This is a genomic window from Primorskyibacter marinus (assembly GCF_003313245.1).
Taxonomy (GTDB): Bacteria; Pseudomonadota; Alphaproteobacteria; order Rhodobacterales; family Rhodobacteraceae; genus Primorskyibacter; species Primorskyibacter marinus.
In genome coordinates, this window is sequence record NZ_QJSD01000008.1 from 83,951 (window position 1) to 102,785 (window position 18,835).

An 18,835-nucleotide genomic window follows, 5' to 3' on the forward strand; every position below is an offset into this window, starting at 1 on the left:
CGCGGCCTTTTTCATTGCATGGGCCGGTCTGAAACGTGTTCCCCGCCGGAAGGGATGCAGCAGGCGCGCTCTGCGGACAACCGAGCGATGCGAGTGAGTGCCGGTTGTCTTATTGCCGGGCTAAGGCAGCGGCGACACCCCCAATACGACCGGATGTGCGGCGATCAACATCGCGTATAGGCCTGCGGACAGGATCCCCCGAATGACAGTTCCGCGCCAGGAGGCCGGGCTGGGGATCATGGGGCTTCTGGTGACACGCTCGCGCAATTCTGCCCATTGATCCGGCCCCATCTCGCGCTTTCGGCGCCGGTCTACCAGCTTCATTCCCAGCAATGCGAACGCGCCGAACACGCCAAAAAGGATCACATGGGCCAAATCGCCGTTGGGCACGAGATGCGCCAGCGCCCACAGCGCCAACGCGGCCAGCAACGGATGGCGCAGCCAGCGGATAAGTCCGGGATGCGCCGGATCGAAGGTGTTGTTACGCGCCCCGCCAAATGAAAACGGGTTGGGCCGGGCCGCCCCGAAACAGACCAGAATGCAGACCGCCGCCATCGCGATCAAGGGCGCCCATGCCTGCCAATTGGCGCGAGTCCATAGCTCGACAAAAGGCGTCTGCGCCGCTGCCACGATCAGCCAGGCCAGCGCGACAAGCGAGATCATGGAATACGCGGTGCTGAACCCTCGTCTGCCGAGTATGTTTACAAGCCGCCCCTTGATCGCAGGCCGCAATGGCAAGCTGTGCAAGATGAAGAAGGTTGCAAAAGCCGCGAGATAATTTGCCCAGCCCATCAGCTCTTACCCGGTGTCGGCCGCAGCAGCGATGGTCCGTACAATACGGCGAAACCTCCATAGGCGCAGATCCAGAGCACAGCCGCACTGGTCAGGAATGGCAGATCGGGCCAGATCGACGCGCCGACGCGGGCCAGAACGGACAGGCCCATCAAACCATAAAGCGCAACCGTGCCCCGACCGGCTGTCAGCGTCTGCCCGGTATGTCCCAAGGTCGCGCGCGTCATCACGGCAAGCGTCATCAGCCCGGCGGCACCCGCCATCCACAGGTGCTGTGCCGCATCCGACGCAATACTGCCCGGCCACAGCGTCGCGCAACCAATCGCAACCGCGCCAAGCGGCACAAACCCGTATCCCGCGTGCAGGACCAGCAACAGAGGTTCCGATACGGTGCGCAAACCCTGCCAGCGCGCCAAACGCAGTGCGTGCAGAAAACCAATACCCAACAACGCGATGCCGGTCGGTTTCGCCACCGGCCAAAGCGTCCACATCACCAACGTCCCGGCCGTGAGCACAAGCGCGATCCGGTCAAATCGTTGCATCGGTGGGGCAGGGCGCGCCGCGTCGTTGGCTTTGACCAGCCAGTTGCGGGTGAAGCTGGGGATGATCCGACCGCCAATCAACGCGATGAACATGACGATCGCGGCGGTGCCAAGACGCAGGCCGATGCCCTGCGCCGCAACACGCCCGTTGGTCACGTCCAGAAAAAAGAGCGCATCGGCCAACACGAAAATGCTTAGAACGGCCAGTACCGCAAGATTGCGCCAGTTCCGACCTGCGATAATTTCGCGCAGGATCACGGCACCCAGCAGAGATGGAAACGCCAGATCGACCACGGCGGCAAAGCTCAGGGGCAGAAAGCCTGAGACCGCCACCGCCACGCGTCCGGCGAGCCAGACCAAGGCAAGCACCCCAAGACGCCAGCCGGTGACTGGTAGGCGACCGGTCCAGTTCGGCACCGCTGTCAAAAGAAAGCCGGCGATGATAGCGCCCAGTGTTCCGAAAAGAAATTCATGCGCGTGCCACGATACCGGATCGAACCGCGTTGGCAGGTTAAGCCGTCCAGACAGCATAAAAACCCAAAGCACCATCGCGCAAACGGCCCAAACGGATGCCCCAAGAAAGAAGGGGCGGAACCCGTAGGACAGAATTGCGGGGCCGGTCCAGCGGCGCATTCTTGTCATTGTTCGTGCCGGCATGGGTGTCAACCTGTAAGAAGGACCGTCGGTGCGGTCGGCTTTGATAGCGCCACGGCAGCCATCAACGATCGCCCGTTGCCGGTAGCGGACTTTTCTTGACCCAGGCCTCACCCAGATAAGGCAGCTTGGGCGCGCCTTGTTCAGACGGCAGACCATAACTCAGCCCGCGCCCGATCCGGTGCGCAAGCGCGGACCAGGCCTGCGCCAGCGGTTGCGGCAACTCCTGATCGAGAACGGCGTCGAACAATGACAGCCAGACCGGAAAATGCTGCGCTTTTACGTTGCCGGCGGCCCTGTGCACCTGCATCGGGTTGCCGTCATAGCAGCGCTGAAGCAGAAGGGCGTTGCGCCAAAACCGACCGATCTTTTCTTCGTGGGTCGGCCAGTCGTCGATATGCGCCCCGAACACCGGACCCAAGGCCGGATGCGCTCGGACGCGGGCATAGAACTCGGATACGACCCGGTCGATCTGGTCTTCTGTGACGGGAATACGCGGCGGCATGGTCACGCCACGATCACCCAGACGACAAGCAGGCTTGCCACGAGGTAGACAAGCGTGTTGACCATCCAGCGGATGAGCGCGGCTTCTCCCTCCGGGTCGACACCGAGACGTTCGCAGGCCTTGGTTCCCGGCCAAAGGAATAGTTCGGACAATGTCATCAACTTGATCCTTAATCGGTATTTCTGGTGCGCAATATATAACGCTTTTAAATGCGCATTGTAAATGCTAAATATATGTCATGCAGCTGGATAAATTTACCGATTACGCCCTGCGGGTGCTGATGACCCTGGCGGTGCGCGCACCGGCGCGCGTGCCTACGTCAGAGATTGCCGCGCTGTACGACCTGTCGGATCACCATCTGTCCAAGGTCGCCACCCAACTGTCCCGCGAAGGCTTTGTCGCGTCGGAAAGGGGACGCAATGGCGGGCTGACCCTGGCGCGGCCAGCAGACCAGATCAGTGTCGGCGCGGTCATTCGGGCGATGAAGCGCGATGATCCGGTCGTGGAATGTTTCGGACCCAACAAATCTTGCCTCATCCTGCCTGCCTGCGGGTTGCGCGATCCTTTGGCCGAAGCGCAAGAGGCGTTTTTCGCCACCCTTGATCGCTATACCCTTGCCGAGGTAACGCGTTCGCGCAGCGCGCTGGAGGCATTGTTGAAGGTGTAACGCAGCTTCTGTCCCCAGAAGCTGCGCATGTTTCAGGGCGCAAAGGCATTTGTTCCATGACAATCGTGCCGACCGCCCCGCTTAAGCGCCAATGTGGCGCTTGCAGCTACCCATACTCTATGCGCAATTGGGCCCGAACCTATCCAAGACACTATAGCCGGTAAGACAACCCCATGACCATCGTCACCCGATCCGGTACCCATCTGACCGTTCTTGCGGTTCTGGGTGTGACACATCTGCTGAACGATCTGATGCAATCGCTGATCCCGGCGGCCTATCCGATCCTCAAAGAGGCCTATGCGCTGGATTTCGTCCAGATCGGCATGATCACACTGACCTTTCAGATTGCCGGGGCCATGCTGCAGCCGGTGGTCGGCATGATCACGGACAAACACCCCGCGCCGTATTCGCCGGTGGTCGGCATGATGTTCACACTTTCGGGGCTGGTCTGCCTCGCCTTTGCGCTGAGCTACGCGATGATTCTGGTGTCGGTGGCGCTGATCGGGATCGGGTCGTCGATCTTTCACCCCGAAGCAACGCGGATGGCGCGATACGCCGCAGGCGGCCGTCAGGGTTTGGCGCAGGGGATGTTCCAGGTGGGTGGACAGGCCGGCGGGGCGCTTGGGCCGGTATTCGCCGCCTTGATCGTGGTGCCCTGGGGACAGCCCAGCCTGGCCTGGTTCGCGGTCATCGCGCTGATGGCGATGATGCTGTTGACATGGATCGGAAGCAAGCAACGCCAGATCAGTGCGGAATTCGCGGCCTTGCGGGCGCGCAGCAAGGCCAATCAGGTGGCGGCCCGCCATGCGCCCCTGACAATAGGCATCGGACTTGTGGTGCTGACGCTGCTGATGTTCACCAAGAATGCCTATAACGAGAGTTTCCGGTCATTCTACACGTTCTACCTGATCGAACGGTTCGATCTGTCGATTCCGGCCTCGCAGATGATGCTGTTCGTGTTTCTGATGGCTGCGGCGGTCGGCGTGCTGATCGGCGGCATGGTCGGCGACCGGATCGGGCGGTATCGGATCATCTGGTTCTCGATGTTGGGGCCGCTGCCGCTGACCTTGATGCTGCCATATGTGGACTTGTTCTGGACCGGCGTTCTGACGGTGATGATAAACCTCATCATGGCCAGCGCCTTCGCGTCGATTCTGATCTACGCGATAGATCTGCTGCCTGACCGGATCGGACTGATCGGAGGCTTGTTCTATGGGCTGAACTTCGGACTGGGAGGCGTGGCCGCCGCGTTCCTGGGCGGGCTGGCGGACAGCTACGGAGTTGAGGCGGTGTACCGGTTCTGCTCGATCCTGCCGCTTGCCGGACTGTTGGCGTGGTTCCTGCCACGGATCGATGACCAACCGGGCTAGTCCGCTTGCCGCGATGTATCCGGGCGGTCGCTTGCGTCATTCATGCAGAGATTCGTGGACACGCGCATCGTAACATTGAATACTGCCCTGAACCAAGGGGCACAACGGCAAGCGCAAGGCCCGGAAATGGAATGGTCTTGGCCTCCCGGTGGTCCTGGCCGATAGGAGAGGAACCTGGCAGGCGACCCCGACAGGCAAGAAGCGTTACGCGGATATGCCTTTGGCGCATACCTGACATGCCACTGACCGGATTGACCGGACGCCGGGATGTTTCTATCTCGACATGAAAGGTGGACCGCGATGGCGTCGCGGTGGGTGCCTTTAGTCCTTTTCCTCCTGAACGCCCGGAATATGCCCGCGTCCCTCAGATGCGGTTCTGTTGTGATGAGGTGTCGTGATGATCCAGAATTTCGTTCTGCGCAAAATTGGTTCGCTGCCGATGTCGGATGCAACTGTCGGCACGCTGCTAATGATCGTGGCGATGCTGTTGTTGCCGGTCGGGGATACGTTTGCAAAATTGCTGACCGGCACGATGCATCCGGTTGCAGTGGCGATGTGGCGGATTCTGGCGCAGGCCGTTTTTCTGATCCCGGTCGCGTTTTTGCTGCGCAAACGCCTGCGCGGTGCCATGTTCTCGCCGATCGTTGCGTTGTCGGGCGGATTGCTGGTGATTTCGCTATCAAGCCTGATCGCCTCGTTCTCCGTGATGCCGATCGCCACAGCCATCGCCATCTTCTTTGTCGAGCCGCTGATCCTCACCGTTCTTGCCGGGTTGCTGCTGCGTGAGCGGGCCGGGCCGCGCCGCCTGATTGCCGTCGGCGTCGGGTTGATGGGTGCGCTGATCGTGATCCGTCCCGGACTATCAACCTTTGGCTGGGCCACCGCTTTGCCACTGCTGTCGGCCTTTGCCTATGCGCTCAACATGATCGTATTGAAGCGGGCCTCGGTCACACGCTCGGCGTTGACGGTCCAGTGCGGTGCAACAATCTATGCCGCGATAGGGATGCTGGTTCTGGTTGGCGGGCTGTCGATGCAGGTCGTCGGAAACATGGTGCCGCCCGCTGGCCAGCTATGGGCCTGGGTTCTGATCCTTTGCGCCGGCGCTGTCGCCGCGACCAGTTTTGTTCTGATCGCCGAGGCATATCGCACGGCGGACGCGACAGCGCTTGCGCCGTTCCAGTATCTTGAGATCGTTACCGCGACGACGCTTGGCTTCTTGGTGTTCGGTGACTTCCCCGATATGTTCACCTGGCTTGGGATCGCAATCATTCTGGGCTCTGGCATCTACATCTTCCACCGAGAGGGTCAGGCGGACACGTCGGCCCCGCGGCGCAAGCGGGTCGCGCGTTGACCGAGCTATGCTGCTTGCGGCTGTCACGGGTACCCCGAAAGCCGGAATAAGCCACGCCGCACCTGCGACGTGGCGCTGACCCGCGAAATCGGGATGCCGGAAAACGTCATGCTGACAATTCATTCGGGGGCCGTGCTGTCAGCCCTGGCCGCCGATCGGACCGGACCTGCGCGGCATCGCCTATAAGATCATTGACCGTAGCCCGGACAAGGTTGCGATGCAGGCGGTCACAGCCGAACGCTAACGGACATCCCTGAGAAACGCTTGAACTTCCGCGATGTTTTCTGCTGCCTCAGAATAGATCATAGAACCGATCTCGGTCTTGTCAGGCAGCATCAAGCCTCCCAGCTTGCGCATTCCGATTAGCGGAAGAAGATCGGTAACAGACGTATCTCGGAGATTAAGCCATTCGAGACTTCTGCAACGGGAGAGCGGTGAAATATCTGTTACGCGCGTACCGCCCAGATGTAAGCCTACAAGATGGCTCTTGTCCTTCAATGCCGCAATCGCGGCAACTGGGGTCTCGTCCAGAAACAATTCCAGCAAGGCTGACATCTGCTGAAGCGGTGAGATATCTGACACCGTCGTACGGCTCAGGACAATCCGGCGAAGGTATGTGTACTCGCCAAACTTGGCCAGCTTCGCATTATCAGCGTCCCCTCGGTCAGCCAAATTTAGGATCTCTGACTCCTTTATGGGGCGCGACGGCACCACCTCTTCAGGAAACATCATTGCGGCCATGTCTTGCATGGTGTCCACGATCTTATCGCTGCCGGATGTACCGCGCTCATTGGCCATCTGTCGTCGTAAGCTCAGGAAATCTCGTGCCAGAGCGGACCTGCCCATGCCGCTGGGATCGCCCAAACGCTCGAAAACACTGTCGATGATCGGCTTTGGCCTGTACCCATCGACCAAGACAATGGCGTGAGCCCCCCGCAGATCAAGCGGCAGGTCTGGTGTTCCCAGGATAACCGGATGGTATATGCCTAAATCTTTTGCAAAACGGGCTTCGTTGCGGACCCATTCCGAACCTGCTGCGGCAGTTGACCACAGAACGACGGCGAGTCGTGCAATGCGCAGTTTGCTGTCCAGTTCGTTGGCAAAATCACCTCCAACCTCGAGCCGCACATCGTAGTAGACCCGATAACCAATATCTTCGAGACGCTCCGCCAGAGAAGCCGCAGTCTCCCGCTCCTCACGTTTGTAAGATATGAAAATGTCGATCGAATCCGTCATTCTGAGTGTCAGAATAAACTGTGCCGTCGATGAGTGCCAATTCGACTTGCGCCCGAGCTTGATAAGCCGCCGCCTGAAAATACTGAGCTAGCCACTCCCCTTGGACTCGCTCGAGCGTATTCTTGATTTGCCCAATGTCGCGGGGGTCAAGTTCACCTCAACCGACCTGTTCAAGTTCTCGATGTTGCGCCGTCGCCGACCCGACAGCAGCTATTTCTTCGGTTTCGACGAAATCTACCTTACCGGCGGCATCCTCGGCGCGGATGGCGGGACCGGCACGACCTACAATATCCTCGGTAAACTTTACGTTGCGCTGGATGCCGCGATGCGTGCTGGTGATCGGGTGCGCGCTTGAGAATTGCAAGATGCTTCCCAGATCCTTGTCGAAGCGCTTCTGGACACCAGTGTGCTGCCGGGCATGAAGGCGGCCCTCCGCCTGCGGGGCGTCGACTGCGGTTTGACACGTCCACCGATGAGTCTCCGCATGTCCGACGACAAGGCTGAGGCGCTAATGCGCGCCGTGCTGGAACGGCCTGAAATCAAAACCCGGCTAATTCGGGGGCAATAACCCGGCGCAGGTTCGTGGCAGTTCCAGCCCCTGTTCCCGTAGCATGGTGGGCATATCCCTGCCTTTTCTGCTCGGCCGCTTGCACCTTGATCCGGCAACGGCAAGCGGCCCGCTCGTTACCATGATCTCGAACGCCACGGGCTTGCTGATCTATTTTACCAGCGCCTCGGCGATCCTCGGTTTCTGATCCGCAATCGCTTCAGCTTTGCCCGTCAGGCTCGGACGCAGGAGTTTCGGGATCTGGCTCGATGCGCGGGTCAAGCACCAATGCCGTGGGAGAGCTGTCAGGAAGCGGCACGAATTTCTCGCGCTCAGCCTCTGGCAATTGGGGCACCGACCGAACACTGGACAAGACGAAAAGCGCGTAGGCTATTGCGACCACGGATTCGAAGACAAAGAACGATGAAGGTCCAAAAGCTGCCATCAGTCCCGAGGTAAGCAGTGGGCCGATGGTCGCGCCGGTAGAATAGACCATCAGCAAGCGTCCCGACGCCGCCACATAATATTTGCGATCCAGCCGGTCGAAGGTCTGGGCGACGCAAAGCGGATAAACGCTGCTGATCGCACCGCCAAAGGCCAGTGCCATGACCATCAGCACGATCAACGAGACCCCGTTCGCGATCGAGATCGACAGAAGGCCCCATGATGCGCCCACGGCGATCAGGATGCCGGACATGACGATGCGCCGGTCAAACCTGTCCGCCAGCATCCCGATGGGAACCTGGAAGGTGAGGCCCCCCAAGACCACGACCGACATGAACATGGCCGCTTCGGATACGCTGAGGCCGATCTGGCGCGCAAAGACGATGGCCAGCCCGTAGAACGATCCGATCAGGATACCGGCAACGCCGGCACCGACCACGCCGACCTTGGAGGCCGCGAAAATCTGTCTCACCCCCAGAACCCGGATATCGCGAAGATCCGGTTTGCCCAAACGCGTCATCGCAATGGGAATGAGGGACAGACCGATCAGCACCGCAGACAGATCCAACAGGTCGCCATCACCAACCGGGGCGACGTTCACCAATGACTGACCCAGTGCCATCGCAAGATAGAAAGCCAGCATGTAAAACCCGAGAACACGCCCGCGGGCCTCGTTACTGCTGCGCTCGTTCAGCCAACTCTCGACCGAGGTCGTCATCCCGGCAATGCAAAACCCGTTGATGACCCGCAGGATCACCCAGGCGGTCGGGCCAAAGAAGGTGTCATAGGCCAGACAGGTTGCGGCCGTTACCGCGGCAAAGACCGAAAACGCGCGAATATGGCCGATCCGCAGGATGACAATTTTCGACCGGAACCCGCCAAGAGCCAGCCCCAGATAGTAAGCGGCCATGATCGCACCGATCAGCGCGACAGGATAGTCAGCAGCTTCCATGCGGAGCGGGAGCACCACACCGAGCAGACTGTTGCCCGCCACGAACGCTGCCGTTCCGCCAAGAAGCGACCTTACCGAAGCCAGCGTTTCGCGTATGTTCTGGGCCATGGTGTCCATCCCGATTTTGTTGTCCCATCAAGAGAGTCGGAACCTGCCACCTGTATAGCGCGAATCCAGGATGTGTCAGTTGGTCATGCAAAAGCCCCGGCCTTGGCCGGGGCTGTATCGAGGCTCGATCACCTTACGCGGGTCTGCGTGGGGCGGCTGGTGGGTTTCCGGTCAGGCCGGAACGGCGTTGCCGCACCCCTGCGCTCTATGTGTGGCACGCAAGGGGTGAATTCAGATCGGAGCACCATCGTCGATCTGGCGCACGACGCGCGGGATGTCCCCGCGATAGAGGCCGATATCCCGCAACTCCCGATCGGACAGGGCGTGGAGTTGGTTCTCCGTTTCGCGCCGTTTCCACGATCTTTTCATCGTGCGGACCAGCCGGCCCAGTGCGCCGGTGGCATTTTCGTACGGCCATTCATGCGCTGCCTGCCGGACCATTTCACGGGTGATATATGCGGACATGCCATCCTCCAATTCAAAACTACTGTTGCCGCGACGACGGCAGCCGCGCCTTGGATGTGGAACGCAAAGGTCCAACCCCCGCTTTCGGAAGCCATCGTCCTGTTCATGTGTCGAAGAGAGATCACGAAACCCCGAGGCGCAGACAGCACAATGGCTGGCCCGCCCGGGGTTACCGGCGGTTCAGTAGTTTTCCCGCATTCGGCGGGAACCTCATATGGAAGCTGAACTTCGTCATGCTCTACATCTGGTGTGCGTCCAGCGCATTTTCAAGCCTGCTCGGGGCGGCTGTGACTTTTCCGCCACTTCTTGGAACAGGGCCAGGCACTGCTTGGCTGCGGCCCCTCTGCGCCCATGGTGCCGGACCGGAACGCTTCCGCGTCGATTGATGTTCGCGATCCGTACAATCGGGATATTCCGTCCTGCTGGACAACATCCTTCTTACGACCAGTGTCGCGTCGTTGTTCCTGCTGGTCGGAGCCTTCGGCGCGCTATTTGCGTCTGCGCTGCGCGGTAGGGAACTGACAGGTTGTCCCCACCCGGTGGGGCTTACTGAAGTTCGGCAAGCGCCTTCTTGATCTGCTTGAGCATTTCCGCCCGATCCTCACCTTCCATACCCTCATCGGTGGCGCGCATGTAGCTTTTCTTGTCGTCCCGCCATTGTTCGAGCATCGTGATCTTTTCTTCGCGGCTCACCGTATCGTCGCGCAACAGCGCGTCCGGTGTTTCATATTTTCCGAAATACGGCACGGCAATTCTCCTTCGAATAATTTGAACGAAGGTTAACTTAAGTTAAGTAAAGGCAACAAGAGGTCTGTTACCGGGCGGCCGATTTGCGACGGTGTTGGAATTGTCTGAGCATTATTTTCAGGTGACATCACGCACGTCTTCGGCCAGCATGACGAGGCTGTGGATGAAAAATCGGGAGGGCGTCGATGTTACTGAGCATGCATGAGCAGGAACGGCTTATGGTCTACACGGCCGGCAAGCTTGCGCTGGAACGCAAGGAGCGAGGCCTGAAGCTGAACCTGCCCGAGGCGACCGCGCTGCTGACCTCCTATCTTCTGGAAGGGGCACGCGACGGAAACACGGTCACGGACCTCATGGAGTCAGGGCGCAACGTCCTGAGCCGCGAGGATGTGATGGAAGGCGTGCCGGAAATGATCGCGCAGATCCAGGTCGAGGCGACGTTCCCCGACGGCACCAAACTTGTCACAGTGATGGAGCCGATCCGATGACCCTCAAACTCAATCCCTTCGCCCAGCTTGTGTCTGACAACAAGGATGCCGTCCGGGCGAAACATGTGTCCGACGATCCGGGGCGTGACTACGACCAGACCAGTTCCGACGCGCCGGAGCAGACGAAATCCTCGGGTGTCAGCGCGCCCAGCACACCGCGCCGCCCTGGTGGCGGCACGCGTCAGGCACCCCGGCGGCAGTCCGAGGATGTGCTGGATGAGGCGCGCGATCCGCTGGTGCCCGGCGAGATCCTGTATGGCGAGGGCGATGTCGTGATCAACGAGGGGCTGGAGGTAACGACGATCCGGGTCGCCAACACCTCTGACAGGCCGATCCAGATCGGATCGCATTATCATTTCGCCGAGGTGAACGCGGCACTTGAATTTGACCGCGAGGCCGCCTGGGGCAAACGCCTGGCGGTGCTGTCCGGCGGGGCCGAGCGATTTGAACCCGGTGCCGTGGCCGAGGTGAATCTGGTACCCATTGGGGGCAAGCGCATCGTTCTGGGTCTGCGCGGTTTGTGCAAGGGGGAACTCGACAATGCAAAAGGTTGATCGCCGCGAATATGTGGCCTCTTACGGGCCGACCACAGGCGACCGCATCCGACTGGCCGACACATGCCTGACCATCGAGGTTGAAGAGGACCGATCCGGCGGCGGCGACGAATCCGTTTTCGGCGGCGGCAAGTCGATCCGCGAATCCATGGGCCAATCCTCGCATACCCGCGCCGAAGGCACGCCCGATCTTGTGATTACCGGTGCGGTCATTCTGGACCATTGGGGGATCATCAAGGCCGATATCGGCATTCGCGACGGGCGCATCGTGGGCATCGGCAAATCCGGCAACCCCGACACGATGGACGGCATCGACCCGGCGCTGGTCATCGGCCCCTCGACCGAAGTGATGGCCGGTAACGGGCTGATCGCCACGGCGGGTGCCATCGACACCCATGTGCATTTCGTCGGGCCCCAGATGCTGCAACTGGCGCTGGCATCGGGCGTCACCACCGTCACCGGCGGCGGCACCGGCCCGACCGAAGGCTCCAAGGCCACGCTGGCCACGCCCGGTGCGTGGTGGATGGAGCGGATGCTGGAAGGCTTCGACCCCTGGCCGGTCAACGTGCTGTTCCTGGGCCGCGGCAACACCATGTCCAAAGAGGCGATGTGGGAGCAGCTGCGCGGCGGCGTCGGCGGCTTCAAAGTGCATGAGGATTGGGGCGCAACCCCCGCCGCCATCGACGCCTGCCTGTCCGTGGCCGAAGAATCCGGCGTTCAGGTGGCGATCCACTCGGACACGCTGAACGAGGCGGGGTTCAAGGAGGATCTGCTGAAGGCCGTCGCAGGCCGCACCTTCCACGCCTTCCATACCGAAGGGGCAGGGGGCGGACACGCGCCCGATATCATCTCCATCGCGGGTGAACGCAACGTGCTGCCCGCCTCGACCAACCCGACGCGGCCCTTCACGAAAAACACCGTGGCAGAGCATCTGGACATGGTGATGGTGGCCCATCATCTGAACCCGCAGGTGCCCAACGATCTGGCCTTTGCCGAAAGCCGGGTGCGCGCGGGCACCATCGCCGCCGAGGATATTCTTCAGGACATGGGTGCGATTTCGATCATGTCATCGGACGCGCAGGCGATGGGCCGGATCGGTGAAACGGTCATGCGCACATGGCAGACCGCGCACCAGATGAAGAAGCTGCGCGGCTCCGCCGCCGGCGACGACCGTGCCGACAATCACCGCGCGCGGCGCTATGTGGCCAAATATACGATCTGCCCCGCCGTGGCGCATGGGATGGAACGCGAAATCGGCTCCATCGAGGTCGGCAAAAAAGCCGATATCGTGATGTGGCAGCCGGCGCTGTTCGGGGTGCGCCCGCATACGGTGTTTACCGGCGGCATGGTAGCGACGGCGGCATTGGGCGATCCAAACGCGTCTATCCCGACACCGCAGCCGGTGATGGAGCGGACCGGGTATAACGTGAACAGCCCCGCCTCTGGCGCGACCTCGCTGGCATTCGTGTCGCAGGCCGCAATCGACGACGGCATCGCCGACCGGATCAACACCAACCGCAAATTCGTCGCCATTCAAAGCACGCGCGGACGCGGCAAGGAGGACATGCCGGAAAACACCGCCCTGCCGAAGATCGAGGTCGATCCCGACACCTATTCGGTGAAAATCGACGGCGAGATCGCCGATCACGAACCGGCCAGCGAAGTGCCGATGGCACAGCGTTACTTCCTGTTCTGAGATGGAAATCGCCGGTATGGAAAGGCAAGCAGCCCTGCTCTTGCTGGCGGATGGTCGTCTGCCAGCAGGCGGCTATGCTCATTCCGGCGGGCTGGAACCCGCCGTCACGGCGGGGCGCGTCGCCGATATGGCGGGGCTTGAGAAATTCCTGATTGGCCGCGCTGAAACGGCCGGGTTGATTGCGTCCGCTTTTGCGGCGGCGGCTTGCGCGCGGGCGGCCGCCGATGATCTCAGCGATCTGGAAACACTGGCGGTGGAGCTTGACGCGCGTACGCCATCGCCCGAATTGCGCAAGGTCTCGCGCGATCTGGGGCGGCAATTGCGCCGCGCCATGAGCAGTATCCATCCGCATCCGCTTTTTGCTGCTCTGGGAGACGCGCCGCATCAGCCCATCGTGATGGGTGTCGCGGCGGCGGTTCTGGGTCTTGGCCCGCGCGATGCCGCGCTCGCGATCCTGCATGAGAACAATTCCGGCGCGGCGGCGTCGGCGGCCAAGCTGATGCGCGTCGATCCGTTCGATGTGCATGCCATCCTTGCCCGGATGACAACACGGCTGGATGCGCTGGCGGGGCAGGCTGCGGTGGCTGCGGAAGGCGCGCCCGGTGATCTGCCGTCGCCCGGCGCACCCCTGTCCGACATTGCCGCCGAGCATCACAGGAGGCGGGATGTACGACTCTTCGCGTCATAACCCGGCCCACGGCCCCATCGGTGCGATGTCCGCGCGCGCGGTGCTGTCCAGCGAGCTTGGCCCGAAAGGCAGCAGCCGTATCGGCACGCTGCGATCCGACGGGTCTTTGGTCCTTCGCAAGAGCAATCCCAAGGGGCCCGAACCGCTGGCCCGGCGGCGGCCCGACGTTGCCCGCGTCGCGCTCGCGGCAGGAACGGCGGGACCACTGGGCGGGGACGATTATGCGCTCGACATTCTGGTTGGGGCCGGCAGCACACTGGTGCTGCAAGAGGTCTCGGCCATGCTGGTGCTGCCAGGACTGGGGGGCGCGGGGTCGCATATGGCAATCAGCGTGACCGTGGAGGCGGGCGCAACCTTCGTCTGGCTGGCCGAGCCGATCATCGCGGCGCATCGCTGCAACCACCGTCACGATGTGCGGATCGCCCTTGCCCCCGATGCCCGGATGTTCCTGCGCGAGGAGATGCTTTTGGGCCGGCATGGCGAAGCAGCCGGCGATTTCGCAAGTCGGCTGCGCATCACGCGGGGCGGGGCTGCCCTTTACGACCAGCAGATTGATTTCGGGCCCGCGAGCGATGGTTGGGGCGGCGCGGCCGTGCTGGGACAGAACCGCGCGGTCGGCTCGGTGATCGCGGTCGATCCCGACTGGACCGACGCAGTGCCTGCGGCATTGCCGTATGACGAGACCGCCGCGCTGACACCGCTGGCCGGGCCGGGCGTCGCCATCGGCGCGGTCGCACCCGACAGCCTGTCGTTGCGTCGCCTGCTGATCCGCGGTGTGAATGAACTCGCCCCCCCCTGGGCCACCTGAAGGAGACCAACCCATGCATGACGAGACCCCAACAGCCCCGCAAACCCGTGCCCTGCGCCTTGGCGTTGCCGGTCCCGTGGGCACCGGCAAAAGCTCGGTGATCGCGACGATCTGCCGACATCTGCGTGACGACTTCGCCCTCGGGGTCATCACCAACGACATCTATACCGACGAGGACGCCCGGTTCCTGAAATCCGAAGGCGTGCTGCCCGAAGAGCGCATCCGCGCCGTTGAGACCGGTTCGTGTCCGCATACCGCGATCCGCGACGATGTGACGATGAACCTGATGGCAGTCGAGGATATGGAACGCGATTTCGCGTCGCTCGACATCGTTCTCGTGGAAAGCGGCGGTGATAACCTGACCGCGACATTCTCGCCCGCGCTGGTGGATGCGCAGCTCTTCGTGCTGGACGTGGCCGGTGGCGGTGACGTTGCACGCAAGGGTGGTCCGGGGATCAGCGGTGCCGATCTGCTGGTCATCAACAAGATCGATCTGGGGCCGCATGTGGATGTGGATGTCGAACAGATGGTCGCCGACGCCGAAAAGGCCCGTGACGGTGGGCCGGTCCTTGCGCTGTCGCGGAAACATCCCGATACGGTGGAAAAACTATGCGATTGGGTACGCGAGATGCACAAGACCTATGCGGGCGGCGGCCACATACCAGTCGATCCCGGCCCGATGGCCCCGCACCATCACGCGCATGACGATGGTCATACCCATAGCCACGATTAACGGCCAGGATCAGACGGACGAACTGGCTGCAATTTGAAAGGTGCCGAAACCGAGGCCCGGTCTTGTCGCGGCGATGAAAGACGGGCGGTCGGCACCAGGCCGATGCAGGCGCATTGAGCCGAACCATTTTCCGAATTTCGCGACAAGCCCTACGGGACATCGCCTGCGGGGAATTGTTCCGTCCCGTAGGGTGGTAGCGCCGCCCTCAGCCTTCTGCGACCCCTTTTTCGATCCTTTCGCCCAGCGTCTCGTCGACATTGCGCCAATAATCGAACGCGCGTTTCAGCACCTTTTCGGATACGCCGCCCTTGAGGTGGCCGACGATATTGCTGACCAGCCGGTCGCGGGCTGCATCATCCAGCACATCGCGCACCAGGGTGCCGGCCTGCCCCCAATCGTCGTCATCCTCGCGCAGGGTATAGGCTTGGCGAACCATGTCGCCATCGGCATACCACAGTCCGGCATCGTCGGTGAGCGAGGGATCAGCGGCCGGTCCGCCGTAGGAATTGGGCGCATAAACCGGATCCGAGACGTTCTCGACCCGCATCGCGCCATCCTTGCTATAGCTGTGGACGGGCGATTTGGGCCGGTTGACCGGGATCTGCTTGTAATTCGCGCCCAACCGCGCGCGATGCGCGTCCGAATAGGAAAAGCCGCGCCCCAGCAGCATCTTGTCGGGGCTCAGGCCGATGCCGCGCACCAGGTTGCTGGGCTCGAACGCCGCCTGCTCGATTTCGGTGTGGAAATCGGTCGGGTTGCGGTCCAGCACCAGCTTGCCCACCTCGATCAGCGGGTAATCGGCATGGGGCCAGACCTTGGTCAGGTCGAACGGGTTGAAGCGATAGGTCCGCGCATCCTCGAAAGGCATGATCTGCATCTTCAGGGTCCAGCTGGGATAATCCCCGTCGCGGATCGAATTGAACAGGTCGCGGCGATGGTAATCGCCGTCGGTGCCGGCCAGGCGGTCGGCCTCTTCCTGGGTCAAGAAATCGTTGCCCTGGTCGGTCTTGAAGTGGTATTTCACCCAGAACTTCTCGCCCTCGGCATTCACCCACATGTAGGTATGGCTGGAAAAGCCGTCCATGTGCCGCCAGGTCTTGGGAATGCCGCGATCGCCCATCAGCCAGGTGACCTGATGCGCCGATTCCGGCGAGAGCGTCCAGAAATCCCACTGCATGTCGTGGTCGCGCAGGCCCGAGTCGGCGCGGCGCTTCTGCGAACGGATGAAGTGCTGGAATTTCATCGGATCGCGCAGGAAAAAGATCGGCGTGTTGTTGCCGACCATGTCGTAATTGCCCTCGCTGGTGTAGAATTTCAGCGAAAAGCCGCGCGGATCTCGCCAGGTGTCGGGGCTGCCCTGTTCGCCGGCGACGGTTGAAAACCGGATCAACGTATCGGTCTTCGTGCCAGGCTGAAACAAGGCGGCCTTGGTATATTTGCTGACATCCTGCGTCACTTCGAAATGGCCGAACGCGCCTGCCCCCTTGGCATGTGGCTGGCGTTCGGGGATACGCTCGCGGTTGAACTGCGCCATCTGCTCGATCAGGTAGTGGTCGTGCAAAACGATCGGGCCATCGGCACCGATGGTGAGCGAATGTTCGTCACTAGCGACCGGAATGCCCGCATCGGTCGTGGTGGGTTTTTTGGCGTCGTCGGTCATGGTCATATCTCCTCACGCTGCTACGGTACACCGAATCTCCGACAAGCGTAGCAGGAATCAGGCGCCTTTTGTGGGCGCTCCTGATTCAGCGGCAATAAGAAGCAACAGCCAACAGCGGGAGCGTCAGCGCGAGAGGCAACCATGACCGGCGGCGGACATGATGAGCACGCAAATCGGCATTCCGTTTGGCGACTGGATGGGCCGCTCGGTTTTTTGGCTGGCGGCAGTTTGCGTTGGCAACGTCGGTGGTCTGGATCTGTCGCCTTTTCTTCACGCGCGGCCGGGCGGCGGTAGTGAACCGTGCGCCCATGAGGTTTGGTGGCATTACATGCAATACTGGCTGCAACAGTATCGTCCTTCACCGCAACAAATCGACACTCCATATCGGACGTAGGCAAACACGAAGACCCCGGAGGCACAGGATAGATGCCCAGCTAGTTTGAAGGCGGAGCTGACGCGCTGCGGAACATCAAGGGGCGCACTGGCGTTTGTCTCCAACACCCAACCCGTCGCCACCTTGACCCAAGAGGAGAACGATAATGTCTGTCAAACTTGCCATAATCTACTATTCCACCTACGGCACCAATCATCAGATGGCCTCCATCGCGGCCGAAGCAGCAAAGGCCGCAGGCGCGGAGGTGCGCCTGCTGAAAGCGCCGGAAACCGCACCCAAAGACGTTGTCGCCGGGCAGGACGCTTGGAAAGCACAGGCCGAAAAGACAGCAGATATCCCTCAGGCAACCGTCGAAGACATGGAATGGGCGAATGCCTATCTCATCTCCGCCCCCACCCGATTTGGCGTCATGGCCAGTCAGATGCGCGCCTTCATCGACACGCTGGGCGGCATCTGGAGCAAGGGCGGTTTGGCGAACAAGCCGGTCTCGGCGATGACATCCGCGCAGAACGCGCATGGCGGGCAGGAAACGACGCTGATGTCTTTTTATGCCACGGTCATGCATTGGGGCGGGATCGTCGTGGCACCCGGCTATACCGACGAGGTGATCTACAAGACCGGCGGCAACCCCTATGGCTACAGCCACAATGCGGGCGAGGATTTCTCGGACGAGGCCAAAACCGCCATCGGCCATCAAGCGCGGCGTGTGGTCGAGATTGCGGGCAAGCTGGCCTGAGGTTTTGACCGCCGCAATCAAACCCGCATTTTCTGAAAGGATGAGCACATGATGGATGTCACGTCGATGGACCCCTGAACTGAGCTATGCGCCATGCCCCGACCCCGTCCAAGGGACGCCGAAGGCGTAAACGCCATCGAAACCCTGATCGTGCCGCGCCCTGTCGATCTGGGGCGCTTGAGAACACGCGCCATCTCTCTGACAGGCACCTTTGCGTGCCACCAGGTCTCGATCTTGCGGCGTTCTCGCAGTGATAGTTGCGTGTAAACCATTCCCATGCCATGATCTCCTATTAGATAACTCATTGTTTTCTAATAGGAGTCGCACTTCAGGGTAGCGCGCTCCCCAGCGATAAAAATGTACCGATAATAGGAGTTATGGTAATATGTGGCGTCAATTGCCACCACCGATCTCGCTTCTTCTTGCCTCGGATTGCCAGCCACGTTTTCATCAAGCTTGGCTTCGAACGGGCGCAAAAGGTTGGTGCCTTGGCCTGAAAGCCAGAGATTTCACCCCAAGACTGATCCGGTCTGCTAATTGATGGCCATAAGGCGCATGATCGGACCGCCTTTCCGACTGTTTCTATCAACTTTTAGCTTGACCCATCTAACTCGGCTGATAAACGATCAGACTGTCCAGCCAGTGCGCAGCCGAAACAAGCGCCAGCCAGCATCGCATGAAAATTCTGACTGGAGGGT

The 18,835-nt window shown here is 61.1% G+C and carries 22 protein-coding genes and 1 pseudogene; 13 read left to right on the forward strand and 10 right to left on the reverse strand.

The window, feature by feature from the left end; all coding sequences use genetic code 11:
• Positions 1-120: 120 nt before the first annotated feature.
• The 4 genes from DMZ65_RS11740 to DMZ65_RS19685 form a co-directional block, all read right to left on the reverse strand.
• Positions 121-792 (reverse strand): NnrU family protein, encoded by a 672-nt coding sequence (locus DMZ65_RS11740; protein ID WP_116599076.1) that lies wholly within the window; start codon positions 790-792, stop codon positions 121-123.
• Positions 792-1,991 (reverse strand): NnrS family protein, encoded by a 1,200-nt coding sequence (locus tag DMZ65_RS11745; RefSeq protein WP_116599077.1) that lies wholly within the window; start codon positions 1,989-1,991, stop codon positions 792-794. The genes DMZ65_RS11740 and DMZ65_RS11745 overlap by 1 nt, the downstream gene beginning before the upstream one ends.
• A 61-nt stretch (positions 1,992-2,052) precedes the next feature.
• Entirely contained in the window at positions 2,053-2,493 is a 441-nt protein-coding gene (locus DMZ65_RS11750) for a group III truncated hemoglobin (protein WP_116599078.1), read from the reverse strand.
• Positions 2,494-2,495: 2 nt separating this feature from the next.
• Complete coding sequence (locus tag DMZ65_RS19685; protein WP_179141555.1) at positions 2,496-2,651, reverse strand: hypothetical protein; 156 nt, start codon at positions 2,649-2,651, stop codon at positions 2,496-2,498.
• An 80-nt stretch (positions 2,652-2,731) separates the two neighbouring features.
• Here DMZ65_RS19685 and DMZ65_RS11755 point away from each other — a divergent pair, with 80 nt between their 5' ends.
• The 3 genes from DMZ65_RS11755 (at position 2,732) to DMZ65_RS11765 (ending at position 5,881) form a co-directional block, all read left to right on the forward strand.
• Positions 2,732-3,160, forward strand: a complete 429-nt coding sequence (locus DMZ65_RS11755) for an RrF2 family transcriptional regulator (protein WP_116599079.1) — start codon at positions 2,732-2,734, stop codon at positions 3,158-3,160.
• Positions 3,161-3,333: 173 nt separating this feature from the next.
• Entirely contained in the window at positions 3,334-4,530 is a 1,197-nt protein-coding gene (locus tag DMZ65_RS11760; protein WP_116599080.1) for an MFS transporter, read from the forward strand.
• A gap of 397 nt (positions 4,531-4,927) precedes the next feature.
• A complete protein-coding gene (locus DMZ65_RS11765) occupies positions 4,928-5,881 on the forward strand; it encodes a DMT family transporter (protein WP_232824980.1) in 954 nt (317 codons plus the stop codon).
• Positions 5,882-6,121: 240 nt separating this feature from the next.
• On the opposite strand, the gene DMZ65_RS11770 is transcribed toward DMZ65_RS11765, so the two are convergent.
• Positions 6,122-7,117 (reverse strand): toll/interleukin-1 receptor domain-containing protein, encoded by a 996-nt coding sequence (locus tag DMZ65_RS11770; protein ID WP_116599081.1) that lies wholly within the window; start codon positions 7,115-7,117, stop codon positions 6,122-6,124.
• 100 nt (positions 7,118-7,217) lie between these two features.
• Here DMZ65_RS11770 and DMZ65_RS19690 point away from each other — a divergent pair, with 100 nt between their 5' ends.
• Positions 7,218-7,472 (forward strand): dihydrodipicolinate synthase family protein, encoded by a 255-nt coding sequence (locus DMZ65_RS19690; RefSeq protein WP_198662681.1) that lies wholly within the window; start codon positions 7,218-7,220, stop codon positions 7,470-7,472.
• 256 nt (positions 7,473-7,728) lie between these two features.
• A complete protein-coding gene (locus DMZ65_RS11780; protein WP_116599082.1) occupies positions 7,729-7,872 on the forward strand; it encodes a magnesium transporter in 144 nt (47 codons plus the stop codon).
• 12 nt (positions 7,873-7,884) lie between these two features.
• Here DMZ65_RS11780 and DMZ65_RS11785 read toward each other — a convergent pair whose 3' ends face one another.
• The 3 genes from DMZ65_RS11785 to DMZ65_RS11795 all read right to left on the reverse strand — a co-directional run bounded on the left by DMZ65_RS11785 (position 7,885) and on the right by DMZ65_RS11795 (position 10,380).
• The gene (locus DMZ65_RS11785) at positions 7,885-9,168 is read right to left on the reverse strand and encodes an MFS transporter (RefSeq protein ID WP_116599129.1); all 1,284 of its coding nucleotides are present in this window, start codon (positions 9,166-9,168) and stop codon (positions 7,885-7,887) included.
• A gap of 231 nt (positions 9,169-9,399) precedes the next feature.
• Positions 9,400-9,633, reverse strand: coding sequence for a DUF1127 domain-containing protein (locus tag DMZ65_RS11790; protein WP_232824981.1), 234 nt, complete (start codon positions 9,631-9,633; stop codon positions 9,400-9,402).
• Positions 9,634-10,179: 546 nt separating this feature from the next.
• Positions 10,180-10,380 (reverse strand): hypothetical protein, encoded by a 201-nt coding sequence (locus DMZ65_RS11795; RefSeq protein WP_116599083.1) that lies wholly within the window; start codon positions 10,378-10,380, stop codon positions 10,180-10,182.
• Between the two features lie 185 nt (positions 10,381-10,565).
• Here DMZ65_RS11795 and DMZ65_RS11800 point away from each other — a divergent pair, with 185 nt between their 5' ends.
• From DMZ65_RS11800 to ureG, 6 genes are all read left to right on the forward strand, one after another.
• Entirely contained in the window at positions 10,566-10,868 is a 303-nt protein-coding gene (locus DMZ65_RS11800; RefSeq protein ID WP_084354950.1) for an urease subunit gamma, read from the forward strand.
• A 233-nt stretch (positions 10,869-11,101) separates the two neighbouring features.
• Positions 11,102-11,422, forward strand: coding sequence for an urease subunit beta (locus tag DMZ65_RS19695; protein WP_198662684.1), 321 nt, complete (start codon positions 11,102-11,104; stop codon positions 11,420-11,422).
• On the forward strand, positions 11,409-13,118 hold the full coding sequence (locus tag DMZ65_RS11810; protein WP_116599085.1) for an urease subunit alpha: 1,710 nt from the start codon (positions 11,409-11,411) through the stop codon (positions 13,116-13,118). The genes DMZ65_RS19695 and DMZ65_RS11810 overlap by 14 nt, the downstream gene beginning before the upstream one ends.
• A gap of 16 nt (positions 13,119-13,134) precedes the next feature.
• Positions 13,135-13,806, forward strand: coding sequence for an urease accessory protein UreF (locus tag DMZ65_RS11815; protein ID WP_116599131.1), 672 nt, complete (start codon positions 13,135-13,137; stop codon positions 13,804-13,806).
• A complete protein-coding gene (locus tag DMZ65_RS11820; RefSeq protein ID WP_116599086.1) occupies positions 13,784-14,614 on the forward strand; it encodes an urease accessory protein UreD in 831 nt (276 codons plus the stop codon). Before DMZ65_RS11815 ends, DMZ65_RS11820 begins: the two co-directional genes overlap by 23 nt.
• Before the next feature lie 13 nt (positions 14,615-14,627).
• The gene (gene ureG / locus DMZ65_RS11825) at positions 14,628-15,347 is read left to right on the forward strand and encodes an urease accessory protein UreG (protein ID WP_116599087.1); all 720 of its coding nucleotides are present in this window, start codon (positions 14,628-14,630) and stop codon (positions 15,345-15,347) included.
• A 205-nt stretch (positions 15,348-15,552) separates the two neighbouring features.
• Here the strand turns inward: ureG and DMZ65_RS11830 are convergent, their stop codons facing one another.
• Complete coding sequence (locus DMZ65_RS11830) at positions 15,553-17,007, reverse strand: catalase (protein WP_116599132.1); 1,455 nt, start codon at positions 17,005-17,007, stop codon at positions 15,553-15,555.
• A gap of 160 nt (positions 17,008-17,167) precedes the next feature.
• On the opposite strand from DMZ65_RS11830, the gene DMZ65_RS19475 reads away from it, so the two are divergent.
• A complete protein-coding gene (locus tag DMZ65_RS19475) occupies positions 17,168-17,401 on the forward strand; it encodes a hypothetical protein (RefSeq protein WP_157960617.1) in 234 nt (77 codons plus the stop codon).
• A gap of 145 nt (positions 17,402-17,546) precedes the next feature.
• Positions 17,547-18,137, forward strand: coding sequence for an NAD(P)H:quinone oxidoreductase (wrbA, locus tag DMZ65_RS11835; protein ID WP_116599088.1), 591 nt, complete (start codon positions 17,547-17,549; stop codon positions 18,135-18,137).
• A 161-nt stretch (positions 18,138-18,298) separates the two neighbouring features.
• On the opposite strand, the pseudogene DMZ65_RS20195 reads toward wrbA, so the two are convergent.
• Positions 18,299-18,415 (reverse strand): annotated as a pseudogene (locus DMZ65_RS20195) (helix-turn-helix domain-containing protein); the annotation flags it as partial.
• Positions 18,416-18,835: the final 420 nt, after the last annotated feature.

What these genes read in the sequence shown, in the direction of transcription:
- DMZ65_RS11740 (WP_116599076.1), bottom strand. Translation starts at nt 792, where the DNA reads ATGGGCTGGGCAAATTATCTCGCGGCTTTTGCAACCTTCTTCATCTTG.
- DMZ65_RS11745 (WP_116599077.1), bottom strand. Translation starts at nt 1,991, where the DNA reads ATGCCGGCACGAACAATGACAAGAATGCGCCGCTGGACCGGCCCCGCA.
- DMZ65_RS11750 (WP_116599078.1), bottom strand. Translation starts at nt 2,493, where the DNA reads ATGCCGCCGCGTATTCCCGTCACAGAAGACCAGATCGACCGGGTCGTA.
- DMZ65_RS19685 (WP_179141555.1), bottom strand. Translation starts at nt 2,651, where the DNA reads ATGACATTGTCCGAACTATTCCTTTGGCCGGGAACCAAGGCCTGCGAA.
- DMZ65_RS11755 (WP_116599079.1), top strand. Translation starts at nt 2,732, where the DNA reads ATGCAGCTGGATAAATTTACCGATTACGCCCTGCGGGTGCTGATGACC.
- DMZ65_RS11760 (WP_116599080.1), top strand. Translation starts at nt 3,334, where the DNA reads ATGACCATCGTCACCCGATCCGGTACCCATCTGACCGTTCTTGCGGTT.
- DMZ65_RS11765 (WP_232824980.1), top strand. Translation starts at nt 4,928, where the DNA reads ATGATCCAGAATTTCGTTCTGCGCAAAATTGGTTCGCTGCCGATGTCG.
- DMZ65_RS11770 (WP_116599081.1), bottom strand. Translation starts at nt 7,117, where the DNA reads ATGACGGATTCGATCGACATTTTCATATCTTACAAACGTGAGGAGCGG.
- DMZ65_RS11780 (WP_116599082.1), top strand. Translation starts at nt 7,729, where the DNA reads ATGGTGGGCATATCCCTGCCTTTTCTGCTCGGCCGCTTGCACCTTGAT.
- DMZ65_RS11785 (WP_116599129.1), bottom strand. Translation starts at nt 9,168, where the DNA reads ATGGCCCAGAACATACGCGAAACGCTGGCTTCGGTAAGGTCGCTTCTT.
- DMZ65_RS11790 (WP_232824981.1), bottom strand. Translation starts at nt 9,633, where the DNA reads ATGTCCGCATATATCACCCGTGAAATGGTCCGGCAGGCAGCGCATGAA.
- DMZ65_RS11800 (WP_084354950.1), top strand. Translation starts at nt 10,566, where the DNA reads ATGTTACTGAGCATGCATGAGCAGGAACGGCTTATGGTCTACACGGCC.
- DMZ65_RS11810 (WP_116599085.1), top strand. Translation starts at nt 11,409, where the DNA reads ATGCAAAAGGTTGATCGCCGCGAATATGTGGCCTCTTACGGGCCGACC.
- DMZ65_RS11815 (WP_116599131.1), top strand. Translation starts at nt 13,135, where the DNA reads ATGGAAAGGCAAGCAGCCCTGCTCTTGCTGGCGGATGGTCGTCTGCCA.
- DMZ65_RS11820 (WP_116599086.1), top strand. Translation starts at nt 13,784, where the DNA reads ATGTACGACTCTTCGCGTCATAACCCGGCCCACGGCCCCATCGGTGCG.
- ureG (WP_116599087.1), top strand. Translation starts at nt 14,628, where the DNA reads ATGCATGACGAGACCCCAACAGCCCCGCAAACCCGTGCCCTGCGCCTT.
- DMZ65_RS11830 (WP_116599132.1), bottom strand. Translation starts at nt 17,007, where the DNA reads ATGACCGACGACGCCAAAAAACCCACCACGACCGATGCGGGCATTCCG.
- DMZ65_RS19475 (WP_157960617.1), top strand. Translation starts at nt 17,168, where the DNA reads ATGAGCACGCAAATCGGCATTCCGTTTGGCGACTGGATGGGCCGCTCG.
- wrbA (WP_116599088.1), top strand. Translation starts at nt 17,547, where the DNA reads ATGTCTGTCAAACTTGCCATAATCTACTATTCCACCTACGGCACCAAT.